This is a genomic window from Variovorax sp. JS1663 (assembly GCF_002157355.1).
Taxonomy (GTDB): Bacteria; Pseudomonadota; Gammaproteobacteria; order Burkholderiales; family Burkholderiaceae_C; genus Variovorax.
In genome coordinates, this window is record NZ_LYMK01000004.1 from 193675 (window position 1) to 211065 (window position 17391).

15 protein-coding genes and 1 pseudogene are annotated in these 17391 nt (G+C 68.9%); 9 read left to right on the forward strand and 7 right to left on the reverse strand.

Going from position 1 to position 17391, the window contains the following annotated elements:
* Nucleotides 1-7: 7 nt before the first annotated feature.
* Nucleotides 8-1573, reverse strand: coding sequence for a murein biosynthesis integral membrane protein MurJ (gene murJ, locus A8M77_RS05950; RefSeq protein WP_086920624.1), 1566 nt, complete (start codon nucleotides 1571-1573; stop codon nucleotides 8-10).
* Nucleotides 1574-1691: 118 nt separating this feature from the next.
* Here murJ and rpsT point away from each other — a divergent pair, with 118 nt between their 5' ends.
* Nucleotides 1692-2003, forward strand: a complete 312-nt coding sequence (gene rpsT, locus A8M77_RS05955) for a 30S ribosomal protein S20 (protein WP_086920625.1) — start codon at nucleotides 1692-1694, stop codon at nucleotides 2001-2003.
* 122 nt (nucleotides 2004-2125) lie between these two features.
* On the opposite strand, the gene A8M77_RS05960 is transcribed toward rpsT, so the two are convergent.
* Entirely contained in the window at nucleotides 2126-2461 is a 336-nt protein-coding gene (locus A8M77_RS05960; RefSeq protein ID WP_086920626.1) for a DUF3579 domain-containing protein, read from the reverse strand.
* Between the two features lie 156 nt (nucleotides 2462-2617).
* Between A8M77_RS05960 and A8M77_RS05965 the strand changes: the two genes are divergently transcribed.
* The 7 genes and pseudogenes from A8M77_RS05965 (at nucleotide 2618) to A8M77_RS05990 (ending at nucleotide 9197) form a co-directional block, all read left to right on the forward strand.
* Nucleotides 2618-3823: an aspartate aminotransferase family protein gene (locus A8M77_RS05965; protein WP_086920627.1), complete on the forward strand. Its 1206-nt coding sequence runs from the start codon at nucleotides 2618-2620 to the stop codon at nucleotides 3821-3823.
* Nucleotides 3820-4752 carry an ornithine carbamoyltransferase gene (gene argF, locus A8M77_RS05970; RefSeq protein WP_086920628.1) on the forward strand — a complete coding sequence of 311 codons (933 nt, stop codon included), beginning with the start codon at nucleotides 3820-3822 and terminating at the stop codon, nucleotides 4750-4752. Before A8M77_RS05965 ends, argF begins: the two co-directional genes overlap by 4 nt.
* Before the next feature lie 83 nt (nucleotides 4753-4835).
* Entirely contained in the window at nucleotides 4836-5474 is a 639-nt protein-coding gene (gene kynB / locus A8M77_RS05975) for an arylformamidase (protein ID WP_086920629.1), read from the forward strand.
* Nucleotides 5471-6760 carry a kynureninase gene (gene kynU, locus A8M77_RS05980; RefSeq protein ID WP_086920630.1) on the forward strand — a complete coding sequence of 430 codons (1290 nt, stop codon included), beginning with the start codon at nucleotides 5471-5473 and terminating at the stop codon, nucleotides 6758-6760. Before kynB ends, kynU begins: the two co-directional genes overlap by 4 nt.
* A 4-nt stretch (nucleotides 6761-6764) precedes the next feature.
* Nucleotides 6765-7607, forward strand: coding sequence for a tryptophan 2,3-dioxygenase (gene kynA / locus A8M77_RS05985; RefSeq protein WP_086920631.1), 843 nt, complete (start codon nucleotides 6765-6767; stop codon nucleotides 7605-7607).
* Between the two features lie 16 nt (nucleotides 7608-7623).
* A pseudogene (locus A8M77_RS35105) lies at nucleotides 7624-7731 on the forward strand (4-hydroxybenzoyl-CoA reductase); the annotation flags it as partial.
* 218 nt (nucleotides 7732-7949) lie between these two features.
* Complete coding sequence (locus A8M77_RS05990; RefSeq protein WP_086920632.1) at nucleotides 7950-9197, forward strand: SMI1/KNR4 family protein; 1248 nt, start codon at nucleotides 7950-7952, stop codon at nucleotides 9195-9197.
* An 87-nt stretch (nucleotides 9198-9284) separates the two neighbouring features.
* Here the strand turns inward: A8M77_RS05990 and A8M77_RS05995 are convergent, their stop codons facing one another.
* Genes A8M77_RS05995 through A8M77_RS06010 form a run of 4 tightly spaced genes read right to left on the reverse strand, consistent with a single transcriptional unit; the run spans nucleotide 9285 to nucleotide 12924 of the window.
* On the reverse strand, nucleotides 9285-10466 hold the full coding sequence (locus tag A8M77_RS05995; RefSeq protein WP_086920633.1) for an FAD-dependent monooxygenase: 1182 nt from the start codon (nucleotides 10464-10466) through the stop codon (nucleotides 9285-9287).
* Nucleotides 10467-10471: 5 nt separating this feature from the next.
* Nucleotides 10472-10750, reverse strand: coding sequence for a DUF6587 family protein (locus tag A8M77_RS06000; protein ID WP_086920634.1), 279 nt, complete (start codon nucleotides 10748-10750; stop codon nucleotides 10472-10474).
* A gap of 1 nt (nucleotide 10751) precedes the next feature.
* The gene (gene feoB, locus A8M77_RS06005; RefSeq protein ID WP_086920635.1) at nucleotides 10752-12650 is read right to left on the reverse strand and encodes a ferrous iron transporter B; all 1899 of its coding nucleotides are present in this window, start codon (nucleotides 12648-12650) and stop codon (nucleotides 10752-10754) included.
* Nucleotides 12643-12924: a FeoA family protein gene (locus A8M77_RS06010; protein WP_086920636.1), complete on the reverse strand. Its 282-nt coding sequence runs from the start codon at nucleotides 12922-12924 to the stop codon at nucleotides 12643-12645. Before A8M77_RS06010 ends, feoB begins: the two co-directional genes overlap by 8 nt.
* 108 nt (nucleotides 12925-13032) lie before the next feature.
* On the opposite strand from A8M77_RS06010, the gene A8M77_RS06015 reads away from it, so the two are divergent.
* Nucleotides 13033-14493 carry a C13 family peptidase gene (locus A8M77_RS06015; protein WP_086920637.1) on the forward strand — a complete coding sequence of 487 codons (1461 nt, stop codon included), beginning with the start codon at nucleotides 13033-13035 and terminating at the stop codon, nucleotides 14491-14493.
* Nucleotides 14494-14543: 50 nt separating this feature from the next.
* Here A8M77_RS06015 and acnA read toward each other — a convergent pair whose 3' ends face one another.
* On the reverse strand, nucleotides 14544-17312 hold the full coding sequence (acnA, locus tag A8M77_RS06020) for an aconitate hydratase AcnA (protein ID WP_086920638.1): 2769 nt from the start codon (nucleotides 17310-17312) through the stop codon (nucleotides 14544-14546).
* Nucleotides 17313-17391 lie beyond the last annotated feature (79 nt).

A 17391-nucleotide genomic window follows, 5' to 3' on the forward strand; every position in this document is an offset into this window, starting at 1 on the left:
GCTGGATTCAATGGCGGACGAAGCTGCGCAGCCGGACGCCCGTGAGCGCCAGCACCGCGAAGTAGAGCGCCGCCGCGCCCGTCACCAGCGCGGCCAGCAGGCCGATGCGCAGCAGGCGCTGCGCCTGCAGGCCGATCCAGTCGAAATGGCGGTCGCCCCAGATGAGCAGCGCGCCCAGGACGGCGGTGGCCGCCAATACCTGCAGCAGGAAGCGGCCCCAACCCGGCTCGGGCTTGTAGCTGCCGCGCCGGATCAGCCCGACCAGTAGCCACAACGCATTGACCATCGCCCCGATCGCGATGGTCAGCGTGAGTGCCGCATGCTGGAGGACGGGCACCAGCGCGACGTTGAGCAATTGGGTGAGCACGAGCACGGCCACCGCGATCAGCATCGGCGTGCGGGTGTCGTGCTTGGCGTAATAGCCCGGGGCCAGCACCTTCACCGCCACCAAGCCCACGAGCCCGACGCCATAGCCCATCAGGGCCAGGCTGGTGCGCTGAACGTGGAATTCATTGAAGGCGCCGTTGTGGAACAACACCGCGACCAGCGGACGCGAGAAGACCAGCAGCGCCAGCGCGCAGGGCACCGACAGCAGCACCACCAGGCGCAGGCCCCAGTCCAGCATGGCCGAGTAACGCGCATCGTCCTTGGCTGCCCGCGCACCCGCAAGCTGGGGCATGAGCACCACGCCGAGGGCGACGCCCAGCAGCGCCGTCGGGAATTCCATCAGGCGGTCGGCATTGGTGATCCAGCTCACGCTGCCGATGGCGAGGTGCGAGGCGATCTGCGTGTTGATCAAAAGCGATATCTGCGCCACGCTGACGCCGATCAGCGCCGGCAGCATCAGCCGCGCGATGCGCCGCGTGTCCGCATCGGCCCAGGCGGTGCGGAGGGCGCCCAGGCCCAGCCCGATGCGGGGCATCATGCCCAGGGCGCGCAAGGCGGGAATCTGCAAGGCCAACTGCAGCAGCCCGCCGACCATCACCCCGGCGCACTGGGCATAGATCGGCTCGATGCCCAGCCGCCGGAACCAGGGCGCGCCCAGCACGATCGAGAGGATCAGCGCCACGTTCAGCAGCACCGGCGCCGCCGCCGGCACGGCGAACCTGCGCCATGTGTTGAGGATGCCGCCGGCCAGCGCCACCAGCGACATGAAGCCGATGTAGGGAAACATCCAGCGGGTCATGAGCACGGCGGCCTCGAAGCTCTCGGGGTTCTTCTGCAGACCGCTGGCCATGGCCCAGACCATCAGCGGGGCGCCCACCACCCCCGCGACGCAGAACAGCACCAGCATCCAGGTCAGCAGGGTTCCCACGTGATCGACAAGCGCCTTGGCGCCGGCATCGCCCCGCTCGGTCTTGCAGGCCGCCAGCACCGGCACGAAGGCCTGGCTGAAGGCGCCCTCGCCGAAGACCCGCCGGAACAGATTGGGAATGCGGAAGGCGACGTAGAAAGCGTCGGTCATCGCGCTGACGCCGAACACCGAGGTCATGAGCACGTCGCGGATGAGCCCCGTGATGCGGGAGGCGAGCGTCAGGAGAGAGACGGTGGAGGCGGATTTGAAGAGCGACACGGCCGGAAGTGTATGTGCCGGCGCGTGCTCTCCCCAGCCGAAGGGGCCGGCGGCGGCGCTTCGCCTATAATGGAAGGCTTTGCTGCATCATCCCCAGACACTGTAAGGAACACCAGTCATGGCATCGTCCAAGCCCAAGAAAAAGAACCCGCGCCTCGCGTCGGGCCGCAAGCGAGTCCGTCAGGACACCAAGCTCAACGCCGCGAACACCTCGCTGCGCTCCAGGTATCGCACCGCCGTGAAGAATGTCGAGAAGGCCGTCGTGGCCGGCGACAAGACGAAGGCGACGGAACTCTTCGCGAAGGCCCAGAGCATCGTCGACAGCGTCGCCGACAAGGGCATCTTCCACAAGAACAAGGCCGCTCGCGACAAGAGCCGCCTGGCAGCCAAGGTCAAGACCCTGGCCCTCGCCGAGAAGGCCGCCGCCTGACGTTTTCAGGCAAGCCCGGACCGGCCCCGCGCCAGTCCGCCGTTTGACCGGGTGCGCTGCAGCAAAGTGAAAAACCGCCTTCGGGCGGTTTTTTCATGGGCGCAACAATTGTTTACTTGTATCTACTTCCGTCCGGCGGCCGGCGGCGGCGGTGCGTCGGGCACCAGACAGGCCTCGGCGACCTGCAGCTCGTTGTCCCGGGCGAAGTTCATGACGAAGTCCCAGGCCATCACCTCGGCCTCGCGCAGTTCGCGGCTGACCACCACGCACTTGATGCCGTTGACCACCGTCGGCACGCACCAGGGCGAGTAGCTCAGGTGGCTGCCCGGCTGCGGCCCGCCGGGCCGGAAGGAGCACATCACGCCCGCCAGCCGCTCCGCCCAATCGCTCGGGCGAAAGGTCCGGCCATCTTTGGTGATGCCCTGGATGAAGACTTCTTTGGCGGTGGGGGAGACCATGGATCGCGAGGAGACGCAGGCGGTGCTGCACTGCACAACGGATTCTATCCGGCGTCCCCGCGCGACACGGCAGCAGGACATTGCTGTGATGCGCAATCCTCAACGCCGCTGTCAAAACGCACACCTAGAATCCTTCTTCCCTGTATCGGAGATCCCATGAGCGCCACTGCCGCCCCCTCCTCGCCCCATGTCATGAACACCTACGGCCGCCTGCCGATCGCGCTGTCGCACGGCCAGGGCTGCCGAGTCTGGGACACCGAGGGCCGAGCCTACCTGGACGGGCTGGGCGGCATCGCGGTCAACACGCTGGGCCACAACCACCCCGAGCTGGTGCCGGCCCTGCAGGACCAAGTCAGCAAGCTGATCCACAGCTCCAACTACTACCACGTGCCCGGCCAGGAACAGCTCGCGGCCAAGCTGACCGAGCTGTCCGGCCTGACCAACGCCTTCTTCTGCTGCACCGGCCTGGAGGCCAACGAGGCCGCGCTGAAGCTGGCGCGCAAATTCGGGCACGACAAGGGCATCGAACGCCCCGAGATCGTGGTCTACGAGGCCGCCTTCCACGGTCGCAGCATCGCCACCCTGTCCGCCACCGGCAACCCGAAGGTGCAGAAGGGCTTCGGCCCCCTGGTCGAGGGCTTCATCCGCGTGCCGCTCAACGACATCGAGGCCTTGAAGAAAGCCACCGAGGGCAACCCGAACGTCGTGGCCGTGTTCTTCGAGACCATCCAGGGCGAAGGCGGCATCCACCCGATGCGCTGGGAATACCTGCGCCAGGTGCGCCAGCTGTGCGACGACCGCGACTGGCTGATGATGATCGACGAGGTGCAGTGCGGCATGGGCCGCACCGGCAAATGGTTCGCACACCAGTGGGCGGGCATCAAGCCCGACGTGATGCCCCTCGCCAAGGGCCTGGGCTCGGGCGTGCCGATCGGCGCGGTGGTGGCCGGCCCGCGCGCCGCCAACCTCTTCGGCCCGGGCAACCACGGCACCACCTTCGGCGGCAACCCGCTCGCCATGCGTGCCGGCATCGAGACCATCCGCATCATGGAAGAGCACAAGCTGCTCGACAACGCGGCCAACGTGGGCGCGCACCTCAAGGGCGCGCTGGAGCGCGAACTGGGCGGCCTGCCGGGCGTGAAGGAGATCCGCGGCCAGGGCCTGATGCTGGGCATCGAGCTCGACCGGCCCTGCGGCGTGATCCTCAACCGCGCCTGCGAGGCCGGCCTGCTGCTGAGCGTGACGGCCGACAGCGTGATCCGCCTGGTGCCCCCGCTAATCCTCAGCGTGGCCGAGGCCGACGAGATCGTCGCGATCCTCGTGCCGATCGTGAAGGCCTTCCTCGCGGAGCCGACGCCATGAGCAATGCTCCCGCCCTGCGCCACTACCTCCAGTTCTCGGACTTCACGGCCGACGACTACGCCTATCTCTTCGAGCGCGCCGCGCTGATCAAGAAAAAGTTCAAGGCCTACGAGAGGCACCAGCCGCTCACCGACCGCACCCTGGCCATGATCTTCGAGAAGGCGTCCACGCGCACCCGCGTGAGCTTCGAGGCCGGCATGTACCAGCTCGGCGGCAGCGTGGTGCACCTGACCACCGGCGACAGCCAGCTCGGCCGCGCCGAGCCCATCGAGGACAGCGCCAAGGTCATCAGCCGCATGGTCGACCTGGTGATGATCCGCACCTACGAGCAGACCAAGATCGAATCCTTCGCGGCGCACTCCCGCGTGCCGGTGATCAACGGCCTGACCAACGAGTTCCACCCCTGCCAGATCCTGGCCGACATCTTCACCTTCATCGAGCACCGCGGCTCGATCAAGGGCCGCACGGTGGCCTGGGTGGGCGACGGCAACAACATGGCCAACACCTGGCTGCAGGCCGGCGAGATCCTGGGCTTCAAGGTGCACGTGAGCACGCCCAGCGGCTACGAGGTCGACCAGTCGGTCGCCGGCATCCGCTCGGCCGACAGCTACCGCGTCTTCAAGGACCCGATGGAAGCCTGCCGCGGCGCCGACCTGGTGACCACCGACGTCTGGACCAGCATGGGCTACGAGGCCGAGAACGAGGCCCGCCGCACCGCCTTCGCCGAGTGGTGCGTGGACGAGGACATGATGCGCGCCGCCCAGCCCGACGCCCTCTTCATGCACTGCCTGCCCGCGCACCGCGGCGAGGAGGTCCAGGCCGAGGTGATCGACGGCCCGCAGTCGGTGGTGTGGGACGAGGCCGAGAACCGCATGCACGTGCAGAAGGCGCTGATGGAATTTTTGCTGCTCGGCCGCCAGCCGAACTGAAAGCCTGAGCGTGGCAGGCGTTGTTTCCAACCTGTTGGAAATAACCGACACCACGACCCCGTTCGCGGCGCTACCTTCGCGCCATGAACCAACGCATCTGGGATATCTCGCCGCCGGTGCTTGAAGGCGCGCCGGTGTTTCCCGGCGACACGCCCTACCGCCAGCGCTGGGCGGCGACCATCGCGCCGGGCTGCCCGGTCAACGTCAGCGAGATCACGCTCTCGCCCCATGTCGGCGCCCATGCCGACGCGCCCCTGCACTACGACCCCGAGGGCCAGGCCATCGGCGCGGTGGACCTCGCACCCTACCTCGGCCCCTGCCGCGTCATCCATGCCATCGAATGCGGGCCGCTGGTCGAGTGGGCGCACATCGCCCACGCGGTGCAGGACCTGCCGCCACGGGTGCTGGTGCGCACCTATCGCCGGGCGCCGGTCGACCGCTGGGATGGCGCCCTCGCCGCCTATGCGCCTTCGACGGTCGAGCGCCTGGCGGCGCTGGGCGTGACGCTGATCGGCATCGACACCGCCAGCATCGACCCGGCCGACAGCAAGACCCTCGACAGCCACCAGGCGATCCGCCGCCTCGGCCTGCGCGTGCTCGAGAACCTCGTGCTCGACGAGGTGCCCGAAGGCGACTACGAACTCATCGCGCTGCCGCTCAAGCTGGTGACGGCCGATGCCTCCCCCGTGCGCGCCGTGCTGCGCGAACTCCAAACCCCATGACCATGAACCTCGACGATTGCCGGCGCCTCGACGCCGAAGACCCGCTCGCCGCCCTGCGCGGCCATTTCATCCTGCCCGACGGCGTGATCTACCTCGACGGCAACTCGCTCGGCGTGTTGCCGAAGGCCGCCCCGGCGCGCATCGCCGAAGTCGTGACCCAGGAATGGGGCGAAGGCCTGATCCGCTCCTGGAACAGCGCCCGCTGGATCGACCTGCCCCAGCGCCTGGGCGACAAGCTCGCGCGCCTGATCGGCGCCGCGCCGGGCGAGGTGGTGTGCACCGACGGCACCTCGGTCAACCTCTACAAGGTGCTGTTCGCCGCGCTCTCGCAGATGAAGGACAGCGGCCGCAGGGTGGTCGTCAGCGAGCGCAGCAACTTCCCGACCGACCTCTACATCGCCGAGTCGCTGTGCCGCGAGCGGGGCTTCGTCCTGAAGCTGATCGACGACCCGGGCGAGCTGCCAGCAGCCTTGGACGGCGAGGTCGCCGTGCTCATGCTCACGCACGTCAACTACCGCACCGGCGCGATGCACGACATGCAGGCGCTCACCGCCGCCGCCCATGCGGCCGGCGCGCTCGCGGTGTGGGACCTCGCGCACAGCGCCGGCGCGGTGCCGGTCGCGCTCAACGACTGCGATGCCGACTTCGCGATCGGCTGCGGCTACAAGTACCTCAACGGCGGCCCCGGCGCGCCGGCCTTCGTCTGGGTGCATGCGCGCCATGCGAGCCGCTTCGAGCAGCCGCTGTCGGGCTGGTTCGGCCATGCGGCGCCTTTCGAGTTCTCGCCGCACTACCGGCCGGCGCAGGGCGTGGCGCGCTACCTCTGCGGCACGCAGCCGATCATTTCGCTGTCGGCCCTCGAATGCGGGCTCGACAGCGTGCTCGCCGCCGAGGCCCACGACGGCGGCCGCGGCAGCATGGCGGCGCTTCGCGCCAAGTCGCTGGCTCTGACCGATGCCTTCATCGCCCTGGTCGAACAGCGCTGCCCCGGCCGCTTCACGCTGGTGACACCCCGCGCACACGCGCAGCGCGGCTCGCAGGTCTGCCTGGCGCTCGCCGACAACGGGCCCGGCGCCTACGCGATCGTGCAGGCACTGATCGCGCGGGGTGTGATCGGCGACTTCCGCGCAGGCGACAGCCGGATGCCGGACATCCTGCGCTTCGGCTTCACGCCGCTGTACCTCGGCTATGAGGATGTGTGGAACGCGGTGGAGCATCTGGCGCAGGTGTTGGAGCGCGAGGAATGGAAGCGCCCCGAGTTCAACCAGAAGCTGGCGGTGACCTGAAGGAATGATCATGAGCACCGAACGCATCGTCCATGACGAAGGGGCCAAGCTCGACTTCAGCGCCTCGATGAGCTACAGCGACTACCTGGGCCTGGACGCCATCCTCAATGCCCAGCACCCGCGCTCGCCGGCGCACGACGAGATGCTCTTCATCGTCCAGCACCAGACCAGCGAGCTGTGGATGAAGCTGATGCTCCACGAGCTGCGCGCCGCCATCCGCTGCATCGCCGAGGACGAACTGGCCAGTGCCTTCAAGATGCTGGCCCGGGTCTCGCGCATCATGGAGCAACTGGTCCATGCGTGGGACGTGCTGGCCACCATGACGCCGCCCGAGTACAGCGCGATGCGGCCCTACCTGGGCAGCTCCAGCGGTTTCCAGAGCTGGCAATACCGCTGCATCGAGTTCGCGCTGGGCAACAAGAACGCGGCCATGCTCAAACCCCACGCGCACCGGCCCGAGCTGCTGGCCGAGGTGGAGGCGGCCTGGCGCTCGCCCTCGCTCTACGACGAGGCGCTGCGCCTGCTGGCGCGCCGGGGTTTCGCCATCCCGGCCGACCATGTGGAGCGCGACTGGACGAAGGCCTATGAGCTCAGCGAAGGCGTCGAGCAGGCCTGGCTCGTGGTCTACCGCGATCCGAAGAACCACTGGGACCTGTACCAGCTGGGCGAGGAGCTGACCGACCTGGAAGACGCCTTCCGCCTCTGGCGCTTCCGCCACGTGACCACCGTGGAGCGCGTGATCGGCTTCAAGCGCGGCACCGGGGGCACCGGCGGCGTGAGCTACCTGCGCAAGATGCTCGACGTGGTGCTGTTCCCCGAGATCTGGAAGCTGCGCACCGATCTCTAGCCGGCACGGCCCGGCGGTCAAGGTCGACGTACTGGGACGCCTGGGCAGCTTCGGCCTGAGCGTGATGAAGACCAAGGCCGACCGCATGTGGGACGAGTTCGGGCAGAAGCTGGCGAAGCGGATCCCGATGGTGCAGACGGTGCTCGTGCAGGTCGAGAAGTGCGGGTCGCCTCTACCGGTCACCGGCTTCGAGCCGCCGCCCTTTGCCGCCCGCGCGGCATGAACCCAAGCCCGGATGGGCATCCAACGCGCGGGGTGGTGCGCCTCCTTGCCGAAGAACTTGATACTCTCCTTCATGGCCCGGCGCCCTGCCACCGGGCACGCCAACGACAAGGAGACGACATGAGCGACCACTTTGCCGATGACGAACTGGCCCTTCTGCGCGAGCACGGCATCGTGCTTTTCGCCGGGCGCGTGATCTTCGATGCCCGGCCCCCGATGACGATCGAGCAGATCGCCGCCGTCCAGGCCGTGTGCGCGGGCCCCCTCCCCGCCGAGCTGGTCGAGCTCTGGCAGCGCACGGCGGGCGGCCGCATCGACTACGACCTGCACCTGCGAATGAACGGCAGCGAGGAGGCGGTCGGCTGGAGTGAGCTGTTCTGGAACGGCAGCGATGCGTACCACGACCTGCAGGGCTGGATCGCCCACGAGCAGGAGCGCGCACGGGAGGCCGCCGCGGCGCGCGGCCAGCAGTGGGACGGCCTGCTCACCGCCCTGCCCTTCGGCGGCTTCGAATACACCGACCGCATCTACGCGGTGGTCGAGCGCGGTGCCGACTACGGCCACATCCTGGCCTGGAAGCAGGGCCTGCCCGAGACCTGGGCTCACGCGATGCACGAGGACGGGCTGACCACCATCGCCCACGACCTGCCCGCGGCCTTCGCCATGCTGCGTCTGGACGAGGACCCGCTCGAGCCGGCCGGCGACTACTTCACCGGACAGGCGCTGCTCGAGTACCTGGACGAGCGGCACCAGGACCACGGCCTCGCGCTCGAGCTGATGGACAAGGTGGTGGCCTTCTACCGGCGCGCGACGGTCGACTGGCGCACGCCGCTGGCCGCGGGCACGCTGGACCGCGACGGCGCGCTCTCGCGCATCGCGCTGCGCCACGCGGTCGCAACCGACGATGCGGCCCTGGTCGAGCGGCTGGCCGCCACCGGCGTGGCATTCGATGGGCCGCTGCAGGGGAGCGCCACGGCCACCGACCTGGCGCTGTCGCACGGCGCCCACCACGCCGCCGCCGCGCTGGCGCGCGCCGGCGCGCCGGTCTCGCCCGATGCGCTGGACGGCATCGACAGCGCGGTCTCGCCCGAGCTGGTGACCCTGCTGCTGGAACGCGGCGCGCAGCCCAGCGTCACCGCGATTGCCGAATGCGTGGCCTGCGGCGCGCCCGCCGCCGCGCGCGTGATCGCCGACGCCTACCAAGGCAGCCACGACGACCTGCCGGCCGTCTTCGAGAAGACGCGCCTGGACATGCTGGCCGAGCTCGAGCGCTCGCTCGCCGAGGTGCGCACCGGCCAGGTCAGCCACTACCTCGGGGCCGAGGGCCTGGCCGAGCGGGTCGACCATCTCCAGAGCTTCCGTCTTTGACCGCCAAGGCGCCCGCGGCGTTGTCAGTTATAGACGACAAACAGTGGAAAGATGTGATCCATTGCCAGTTATGACTGGCATACGCTACTAGGCCCCGTAAAGCCAAGGCACGTCGAGCAGCCTCGACCCCAGCAGCCGCAGCGCAGCATCGCGCCCCATCCGCATCAGCCCGGTGGCATGGAAGATCTCGCCGTTGCGGCGTGCCCGGGCCTGCACCTGCGCGTTGCGCTGCCAGCGCTCGCGGGCATAGCGTTCCAGCCGCAGCGGCACCTCCTCCGCGCCGCAGCCGTCCAGCGCCTCGGCCAGCGCCACGCCGTCTTCGATCGCCATGCCGGCGCCCTGCGCCAGGTAGGGCAGCATGGGATGCGCCGCATCGCCGGCCAGGGCGACGCGTTCGCCGGCCATCTGTTCCGGGCCGCTGAGCGGCGGACGATCGCACAAGGTCCAGGCGCGCCAGGCGGGCATCGCCTCCAGCAGCGCCTGCAGGCTCGCGTCGGTGCGGCCGGTGGCGGCCTGCAGGGTGGCCAGGCTGCTGGCCTGGTCCCAGTCGCGCGCATCGCCCGACGGCGCCGCCTCTGCCAGCACCACGACGTTCAGGGCCTCGCCGCGGCGCACCGGGTAGGCCACCGCATGCAGGCGCGGTCCGAGCCAGACGTTGATCTGCGTGCTGCGCAGCGACGCCGGCAGCGCCGACTGCGCGACCAGGGCCCGCCAGGCCGTGTGGCCGGTCGCGCGCGGCAGCGATGCGTCGCCGACCACGCGCGCGCGCACCGCGCTCCACAGACCATCGGCCCCGACCAGCGCATCGCCCTCCCAGGCCCGCATGCCGGTGCTGGCGACGCACACCGCGCCGCCACGCGCCACCGCCTCGGTGACGCGCGCACCCGTATTGAGGGTGACGGCGCCGCTGCCGCGCACGGCGGCCAGCAGCAGCCCATGCAGATCGGCCCGATGGACGCAGAGGTAGGGCGCGCCATAGCTGCGCAGCATGGCGTTGCCCAGCGGCAGCCGGGCGATCTCGCCGCCGTGGACCGCGCTGCGCACGACCAGGGCCTCGGGCTTGGCCGCGATACGCATCAGCGGCTCCCAGACGCCCAGCGTCTGCAGCCGGCGGACCACGTTCGGGCCCAGCTGGATGCCCGCGCCGACCTCGGCGAAGGCGACAGCCTGTTCGAACAGGTCGATTCGATGGCGGCGGCGCGCCAGGGCGAGCGCGCTCGCCAGGCCCGCGATGCCGCCACCGGCAACCAGGATGTGGGCGGCACGCATGCCGCTCAGGGCTTGTGCGTGGCGGGCGTCGCTTGGCGCTTGTCCGCAGACGGCGCCGTGGGTGTCGCGCAGCTGCCGCAGCTGTCGCAGGAACCGCAGCCGGAGGTCTTGGCCAGCGAGTCGGCCAGCTTCCGGGCGCGTTGTGCATCGACCAGGCCCGCACGCTGCGAGCCCGAAGCAAGACGGGCCGCCGCCGAGCGGCGCCAGCCCGCGGGCATCCAGCGCCAGACCGCGTACACCGCGGCCAGGGCGACGATCAGCCCGACGATGATCTGTTGTGTCATCTCATCCTCCTGTGAGTGCCAGGGCGACACGATAAGTCACCCAGCACGCAATGTAGGCGAGCGCAAACAAATAACCAGCCATGATCCACACGTAGCGCCAGGAGCCGGTCTCGCGCTTCACCGTCGCCAGGGTCGAGATGCACTGCGGCGCGAACACGTACCAGACCAGCAGCGACAGCGCTGTCGCCAGCGACCAGCTGCCGGCGATCAGCGGCTCCAGCGCGCCCGCGACGTCGTCGCCGGTGGCCGAGAGCGCATACACCGTGCCGAGCGCGCCCACCGCCACCTCGCGCGCCGCCATGCCCGGCACCAGCGCGATCGAGATCTGCCAGTTGAAGCCGATGGGCGCGAAGACATGCTCGAGGCCGCGGCCGATGATGCCGGCCAGGCTGTACTGGATCGCCGGCCCGGTGGCGCCCTCGGGCGGCGCAGGGAAGGTGGACAGGAACCACAGCAGGATGGTGAGCGTCAGGATGATGGTGCCCACGCGCTGGATGAAGATCCACGCCCGCTCGTACAGGCCCAGCGCCAGGTTGCGCAGGCTGGGCCAGCGGTAGGCCGGCAGCTCCATCATCAGCGGCGAGCGCTGCTTCGAATCGCGGAAGCGCTTCATGACCCAGGCCACCGCCATGGCCGAGACGATGCCGAAGACGTACAGCGCGAACAGCACCACGCCCTGGAGGTTGAACACGCCGCCCACGGTGCGCGCCGGGATGAAGGCGGCGATCAGCAGGGCATACACCGGCAGCCGCGCCGAGCAGGTCATCAGCGGCGCGATCATGATGGTGGTCAGCCGGTCTCGCCAGTTGCTGATGGTGCGCGTGGCCATCACGCCGGGGATGGCGCAGGCGAAGCTCGACAGCAGCGGGATGAAGGAGCGGCCCGACAGCCCCACCGTGCTCATCACGCGGTCCAGGAGGAAGGCCGCCCGCGGCAGGTAGCCCGAGTCTTCCAGCGCGAGGATGAACAGGAACAGGATCAGGATCTGCGGCAGGAACACGATCACGCCGCCGACGCCGGCGATGATTCCGTCCACCAGCAGGCTCTGCAGCATGCCTTCGGGCACCGCCTGCTTCACCAGCTCGCCGAGGGCGGCCGTGCCGTTCTTGATGGCATCCATCGGCAGCTCGGCCCAGCTGAAGACGGCCTGGAACATCAGGAACAGGGTGACGGCCAGCACCAGCAGCCCCCACAGCGGATGCATGACGACGCGGTCGATGCGGTCGCTCAGGTCCAGGCTGCCGGCCGGCTCGCGCACCACCGCCGCGAGGATACGGCGCACCTCGCGCTGGGTGGCGAGCACGTCGTCCAGGTCCGGCGCCTGCCAGTGGACGGTCTGCGGCACCGCCACCGGCGTGTCGAGGGCCGCGAGCAGGTCCTGTGCGCCGCCGACGTGCACGCCGACGGTCTGGATCACCGGCACGCCGAGCTCGCGCGACAGCAGGGGCACGTCGATCGCGATGCCCTGCTTCTTCGCCATGTCGGTCATGTTCAGCGCCACCACCATCGGCAGGCCCAGGCGCTTGGCCTCGAGCACCAGCCGCAGGTTCAGCCGGAGGTTGGTGGCATCGGTCACGCACACGAGCAGGTCGGGCAGCGACTCCTGGCTCTTGCCCGTGACCACGTCGCGCGTGACCGCCTCGTCCGCCGACAGGGCGTTGAGGCTGTAGGCGCCCGGCAGGTCGAGCACGAACACGCGCCGGCCGGAGGGCGTGCGCAGCAGGCCCTCCTTGCGCTCGACCGTCACGCCGGCGTAGTTCGCCACCTTCTGGCGGCTGCCGGTCAGCAGGTTGAAGAGCGCGGTCTTGCCGCAGTTGGGATTGCCCAGCAGCGCGATGCGCCCGGGCGGCGCGGAGGACACGGCGGCGCCGGGCTGGAAGTTCAGGGTCGCCTCAGCCATGGCCCGCGGCTCCCGGCAGTACGCGCACCAGCGCGGCCTCGTGGCGGCGCAGGGCGAAAGTCGTGTGGCCCAGGCGAACGGCCAGCGGCTCGCGGCCCGGCACGCCGCTGGCGACGATGCGCACCACCTCGCCGGGCACGAAGCCGATCTCGGTCAGCCGCAGCACCAGCTCGCGTTCTTCCGCTTCGTCGGGCCTGGAGACATCCAGCACCGTGGCCCATTGATGGCTGGGCAGCTGATCGAGGCTGATGGCGGCCGCGGCCGCGCCATTCATTGTGGTCACCCGCAAATCCCAATCGACAAAATGAGAATTATTCTCGAAAACACGGGCCATGGGCAGATGGCGGCGGAAGTACCCCCGCCAGGGAGGCATGATCGACGCATGAACGATGCACAAGCTGATAGTGACAGGGAGGCCGAGCGGCCAAACGACGACACGCTCGCACCGGCAACGACGCTGCCGCTGCAGCGCTGGATGGCCGAAGGACTGCGCGCTTCGGTTCTGCTGGCTCCGCGCATCACTGGCTCGCCTTCGCCCTGGCAGCTGATCCTCATCGTGCTCATCCCGAGCCTGCTGTACCTGGGCCTCGAGCGCCTGCAGATCGAGGGGCCGGCCACCTTCCATCCCACCGTCGAGCTCCATACCTACTGGGTCGTCGCGATCACCTTGTGGATCGGCTGGCTGGCGCTGTCGCAGCGCCCGGCCGGTGGCGGCGATCCCGCGGGCGGCGCCAGCCTGGGCGGATGGTTCGCGCTCACCACCTGGGCCGGCGTACCGTGGACTCTGCTGATGGGCGGCATGTCGCTGGCGTATTCCCGCGGCTGGCTGCCGAGCGCGCTGACCACGCCCATCGGCTTCTGGACCGTCTATGGCTGCCTGCTGGGGATCTGGTTGGTGGCGAGCGTGCGGCTGATGGCGCGCTACGTACCCCGGCGCACCTGGGTCCTGCTCTTCATGCCGGGCATGCTCGCGATCACCGCCCTCGGGTTCTGGCAGGCGCTGCAGGACAGGGAACGGCCCTGGCAGGCGGACGCGAGCGCCTCTGCGGCACCCGAGCGGCCCCGGCTGCAGCTGTCGCAGGAGACCTTCGAGGCGCAGCAGGCCGTGTGGCAGCGCGCCATCGCCGGCATCGCGCCCCGGCGCGCCGGCGAGACCAATGTCTATGGCCTGGTGTTCGCGCCCTATGCCTCCGAGGACGTCTTCCTGCGCGAGAGCGGCATGGTGGCCACCCTGCTCGAAGAGCGCTTCGATGCGCGGGGCCGCGTGCTGCGCCTGCTCAACCATGCCACCACCGCACAGGAGCTGCCCTGGGCGACGCCGCTGAACCTGCGCCGCGCCATCGAGTCGATGGCCGAGCGCATGGACCGCGAGCAGGACCTGCTGGTGATCTACATGACTTCCCACGGCGCCAGCGATTTCAAGCTGGCCTCCGCGCACTGGCCGCTCTCGGTCCCCTGGCTGACGCCGCAGGAACTGCGCGAGGCGCTGGACGCGGCGGGCATCCGGCACCGGGTGATCGCGATCTCGGCCTGCTATTCGGGCGGCTGGATCGAGCCGCTGGCCACGGAGCACAGCCTGATCATGACCGCCGCCGACGCCGAGCACACCTCCTACGGCTGCGGCCACCGTTCGGAGCTCACCTTCTTCGGGCGCGCCGTGTTCGACGAGGCCTTGCGCAAGACCCATTCATTCGAAGCCGCCTTCGCGGAAGCGGTGCCGGTGATCCAGCAGCGCGAGATCGAGGCCGGCAAGGAAGACGGCTTCTCGAACCCGCAGATCCGTGTCGGCGACGGCATCCGGCCGGTGCTGGACAAGCTCTCGCAGCGACTGGACGAGGGCTGAAAAACAAAGGCCGGCACGTCGTACGCGCCGGCCTTGGGCGGAAGGCCTGCTCAGGCAGCCAGCAACTGCCGCAGCACGAACGGAAGAATGCCGCCGTGCTTGTAATAGTCGACCTCGATCGGCGTGTCGATGCGCAGGCGCACCGTCACCTCCTGGTGCGTGCCGTCCCCGCGGTGCACCACCAGCTTCACGTCCATCTGCGGCTTGAGCTCGCCGCCGATCACCACGTCGATCTTCTCCTCACCGGTCAAGCCCAGGCTTTCCCATGAATCGGCGCCGCGGAACTGCAGGGGCAGCACACCCATGCCGACCAGGTTGGCGCGGTGGATGCGTTCGAAGCTGCGCGCAACCACCGCCTTGATGCCCAGCAGCTGCGTGCCCTTGGCCGCCCAGTCGCGCGAGGAACCGGTGCCGTACTCCTCGCCGCCGAAGACGATGGTCGGCACACCCTGTTCGATGTACTTCATCGCCGCGTCGTAGATGGCCATCTTCTCGCCGCCGGGCTGGAACAGCGTCAGGCCGCCCTCCTCGCGCGAGCCGTCGGGGCCGGGCGGGATCATGAGGTTCTTGATGCGCACGTTGGCGAAGGTGCCGCGCATCATCACGTCATGGTTGCCGCGGCGCGAGCCGTAACTGTTGAAGTCCGCCTTCGAGACGCCGTGCGCCTTCAGCCAGATGCCCGCCGGCGAGCTCTCCTTGATCGAGCCGGCCGGCGAGATGTGGTCGGTGGTGATCGAGTCGCCGAACAGCGCCATGATGCGCGCGCCCTTGAAGCCGGCGTCCGACGCGTGCGGTTCCATCTTGAAGCCGGCGAAGAAAGGCGGCTCGGCGATGTAGGTGGACGTCGGCCAGTCGTACACCTGGCCCGTGGTGCCCTTGATGCTGCTCCACAGCTTGCCGGGGTTGTCCTGGATCTGCTCGTAGTTCTTGCGGAAGGCCTTGGCGTTCATCGCGTAGCGCAGGTTCTCGTCGATCTCCTTCGCGCTCGGCCAGATGTCGCCCAGGTAGACGTCCTTGCCCTTCTTGCCCTTGCCCACCGGCTGGGTCATGAGGTCGACCATCACGTTGCCCGCGATCGCGTAGGCCACCACCAGCGGCGGCGAGGCCAGGAAGTTGGCCTTGATGTTCGGATGGATGCGCGCCTCGAAATTGCGGTTGCCCGACAGGACCGCGGCGCCCACCAGGTTGTTCTTGGTGATGACCTCGTTGATCTCCGGCGCCAGGTCGCCCGCATTGCCGATGCAGGTGGTGCAGCCGTAGCCGGCCAGGTAGAAGCCCAGCTTCTCCAGGTAAGGCAGCAGCCCCGCCTTCTCGAGGTACTCGGTCACGATGCGCGAGCCGGGCGCCAGCGAGGTCTTCACGTGCGGCTTGACCGTGAGCCCCGCCTCCACCGCCTTCTTGGCCAGCAGGCCCGCGGCCAGCAGCACGCTGGGGTTGGAGGTGTTGGTGCAGGAGGTGATGGCCGCGATCAGCACGTCGCCGTTGCCGATGCCGACCTCGCCCTCGTTGGCGCGCGTGCCCTCCGGCGAGGCCGCCATTTCGATCGGATAGCGTGTCTTGAGCTGCTCGGCCGGCTGGTTGAAGCCATTGGCCTCGATCGGCTTGCTGTAGAGCTCGGAGAAGCGCGTCGCCAGGTGGCCCAGGTCGATGCGGTCCTGCGGCCGCTTGGGGCCGGCCAGGCTGGGCGTGACGGTGCCGAGGTCGAGCTTCACCACCTTGGTGTAGTTCAGTTCGCCTGGGGCCGGCATGCCGAACAGTCCCTGCGCCTTGTAGTAGGCCTCGAAGCGCTCGATCTCCTTGTCGGTGCGGCCCGTGCCCTTGAAGTATTCGACCGTGGCCTCGTCGACCGGGAAGAAGCCCATGGTCGCGCCGTACTCGGGCGCCATGTTGCCGATGGTGGCGCGGTCGGGCACGGGGATCGAGGCCGCGCCGGGACCGAAGAACTCGACGAACTTGCCCACCACCTTCTCGCTGCGCAGGATGTTGGTGACGTACAGCACCAGGTCGGTGGCGGTGACACCCTCGCGCAGCTTGCCGCCGAGCTCGAAGCCCACCACGTCCGGCGTCAGGAAATAGACCGGCTGGCCCAGCATCGCGGCCTCGGCCTCGATGCCGCCCACGCCCCAGCCCACCACGCCGATGCCGTTGATCATCGTCGTGTGGCTGTCGGTGCCGACCAGCGAGTCGGGGTAGTAGACCGGCGGGTCGCCCTTGTCGTTCGGGCTCTTGTAGACGCCGCGCGCGAAGTACTCGAGGTTGACCTGGTGCACGATGCCGAAGCCCGGCGGCACCACGCCGAAGGTGTCGAAGGCCTGCATGCCCCACTTCATGAACTGGTAGCGCTCGTTGTTGCGCTGGAACTCCAGCTTCATGTTGAGGTCCAGCGCCTTCGGCGTGCCGAAGTGGTCCACCATCACCGAGTGGTCGACCACCAGGTCCACCGGCACCAGCGGCTCGATGGTCTTGGGCGACTTGCCCAGCGATTGGGCCACGCTGCGCATGGCGGCCAGGTCGGCCAGGAGTGGCACGCCGGTGAAGTCCTGCAGCACCACGCGCGTCACCACGAAGGGAATCTCGTCGGTGCGATCGGCGTTCGGCTGCCAGTTGGCAAGCTGCTCGACATGCTCGGGCGTGACCTTCTGGCCATCGCAGTTGCGCAACACCGACTCGAGCACGATGCGGATCGAGACCGGCAGCTTGTCGACGTTGGGGTATTGCTTCGCGAGTTCCTTGAGGGACCAGTATTTCCCGGCTTTGCCCGATGCGGTCTTGAAGGTCTTGAGCGTGGAGGCAAAGGCGTGCGCCGGTTCTTGGGCCATGAGGAACTCCTTCTGGGGGGATCGTGGAAGCGCCTCAAAGATAGCAGGGTTCGATGACAAGGTGAGCATCGAAAGGCGC

What these genes read in the sequence shown, in the direction of transcription:
- rpsT (WP_086920625.1), top strand. Translation starts at nt 1,692, where the DNA reads ATGGCATCGTCCAAGCCCAAGAAAAAGAACCCGCGCCTCGCGTCGGGC.
- A8M77_RS05960 (WP_086920626.1), bottom strand. Translation starts at nt 2,461, where the DNA reads ATGGTCTCCCCCACCGCCAAAGAAGTCTTCATCCAGGGCATCACCAAA.
- A8M77_RS05965 (WP_086920627.1), top strand. Translation starts at nt 2,618, where the DNA reads ATGAGCGCCACTGCCGCCCCCTCCTCGCCCCATGTCATGAACACCTAC.
- argF (WP_086920628.1), top strand. Translation starts at nt 3,820, where the DNA reads ATGAGCAATGCTCCCGCCCTGCGCCACTACCTCCAGTTCTCGGACTTC.
- kynB (WP_086920629.1), top strand. Translation starts at nt 4,836, where the DNA reads ATGAACCAACGCATCTGGGATATCTCGCCGCCGGTGCTTGAAGGCGCG.
- kynU (WP_086920630.1), top strand. Translation starts at nt 5,471, where the DNA reads ATGACCATGAACCTCGACGATTGCCGGCGCCTCGACGCCGAAGACCCG.
- kynA (WP_086920631.1), top strand. Translation starts at nt 6,765, where the DNA reads ATGATCATGAGCACCGAACGCATCGTCCATGACGAAGGGGCCAAGCTC.
- A8M77_RS05990 (WP_086920632.1), top strand. Translation starts at nt 7,950, where the DNA reads ATGAGCGACCACTTTGCCGATGACGAACTGGCCCTTCTGCGCGAGCAC.
- A8M77_RS05995 (WP_086920633.1), bottom strand. Translation starts at nt 10,466, where the DNA reads ATGCGTGCCGCCCACATCCTGGTTGCCGGTGGCGGCATCGCGGGCCTG.
- A8M77_RS06000 (WP_086920634.1), bottom strand. Translation starts at nt 10,750, where the DNA reads ATGACACAACAGATCATCGTCGGGCTGATCGTCGCCCTGGCCGCGGTG.
- feoB (WP_086920635.1), bottom strand. Translation starts at nt 12,650, where the DNA reads ATGGCTGAGGCGACCCTGAACTTCCAGCCCGGCGCCGCCGTGTCCTCC.
- A8M77_RS06010 (WP_086920636.1), bottom strand. Translation starts at nt 12,924, where the DNA reads ATGAATGGCGCGGCCGCGGCCGCCATCAGCCTCGATCAGCTGCCCAGC.
- A8M77_RS06015 (WP_086920637.1), top strand. Translation starts at nt 13,033, where the DNA reads ATGAACGATGCACAAGCTGATAGTGACAGGGAGGCCGAGCGGCCAAAC.
- acnA (WP_086920638.1), bottom strand. Translation starts at nt 17,312, where the DNA reads ATGGCCCAAGAACCGGCGCACGCCTTTGCCTCCACGCTCAAGACCTTC.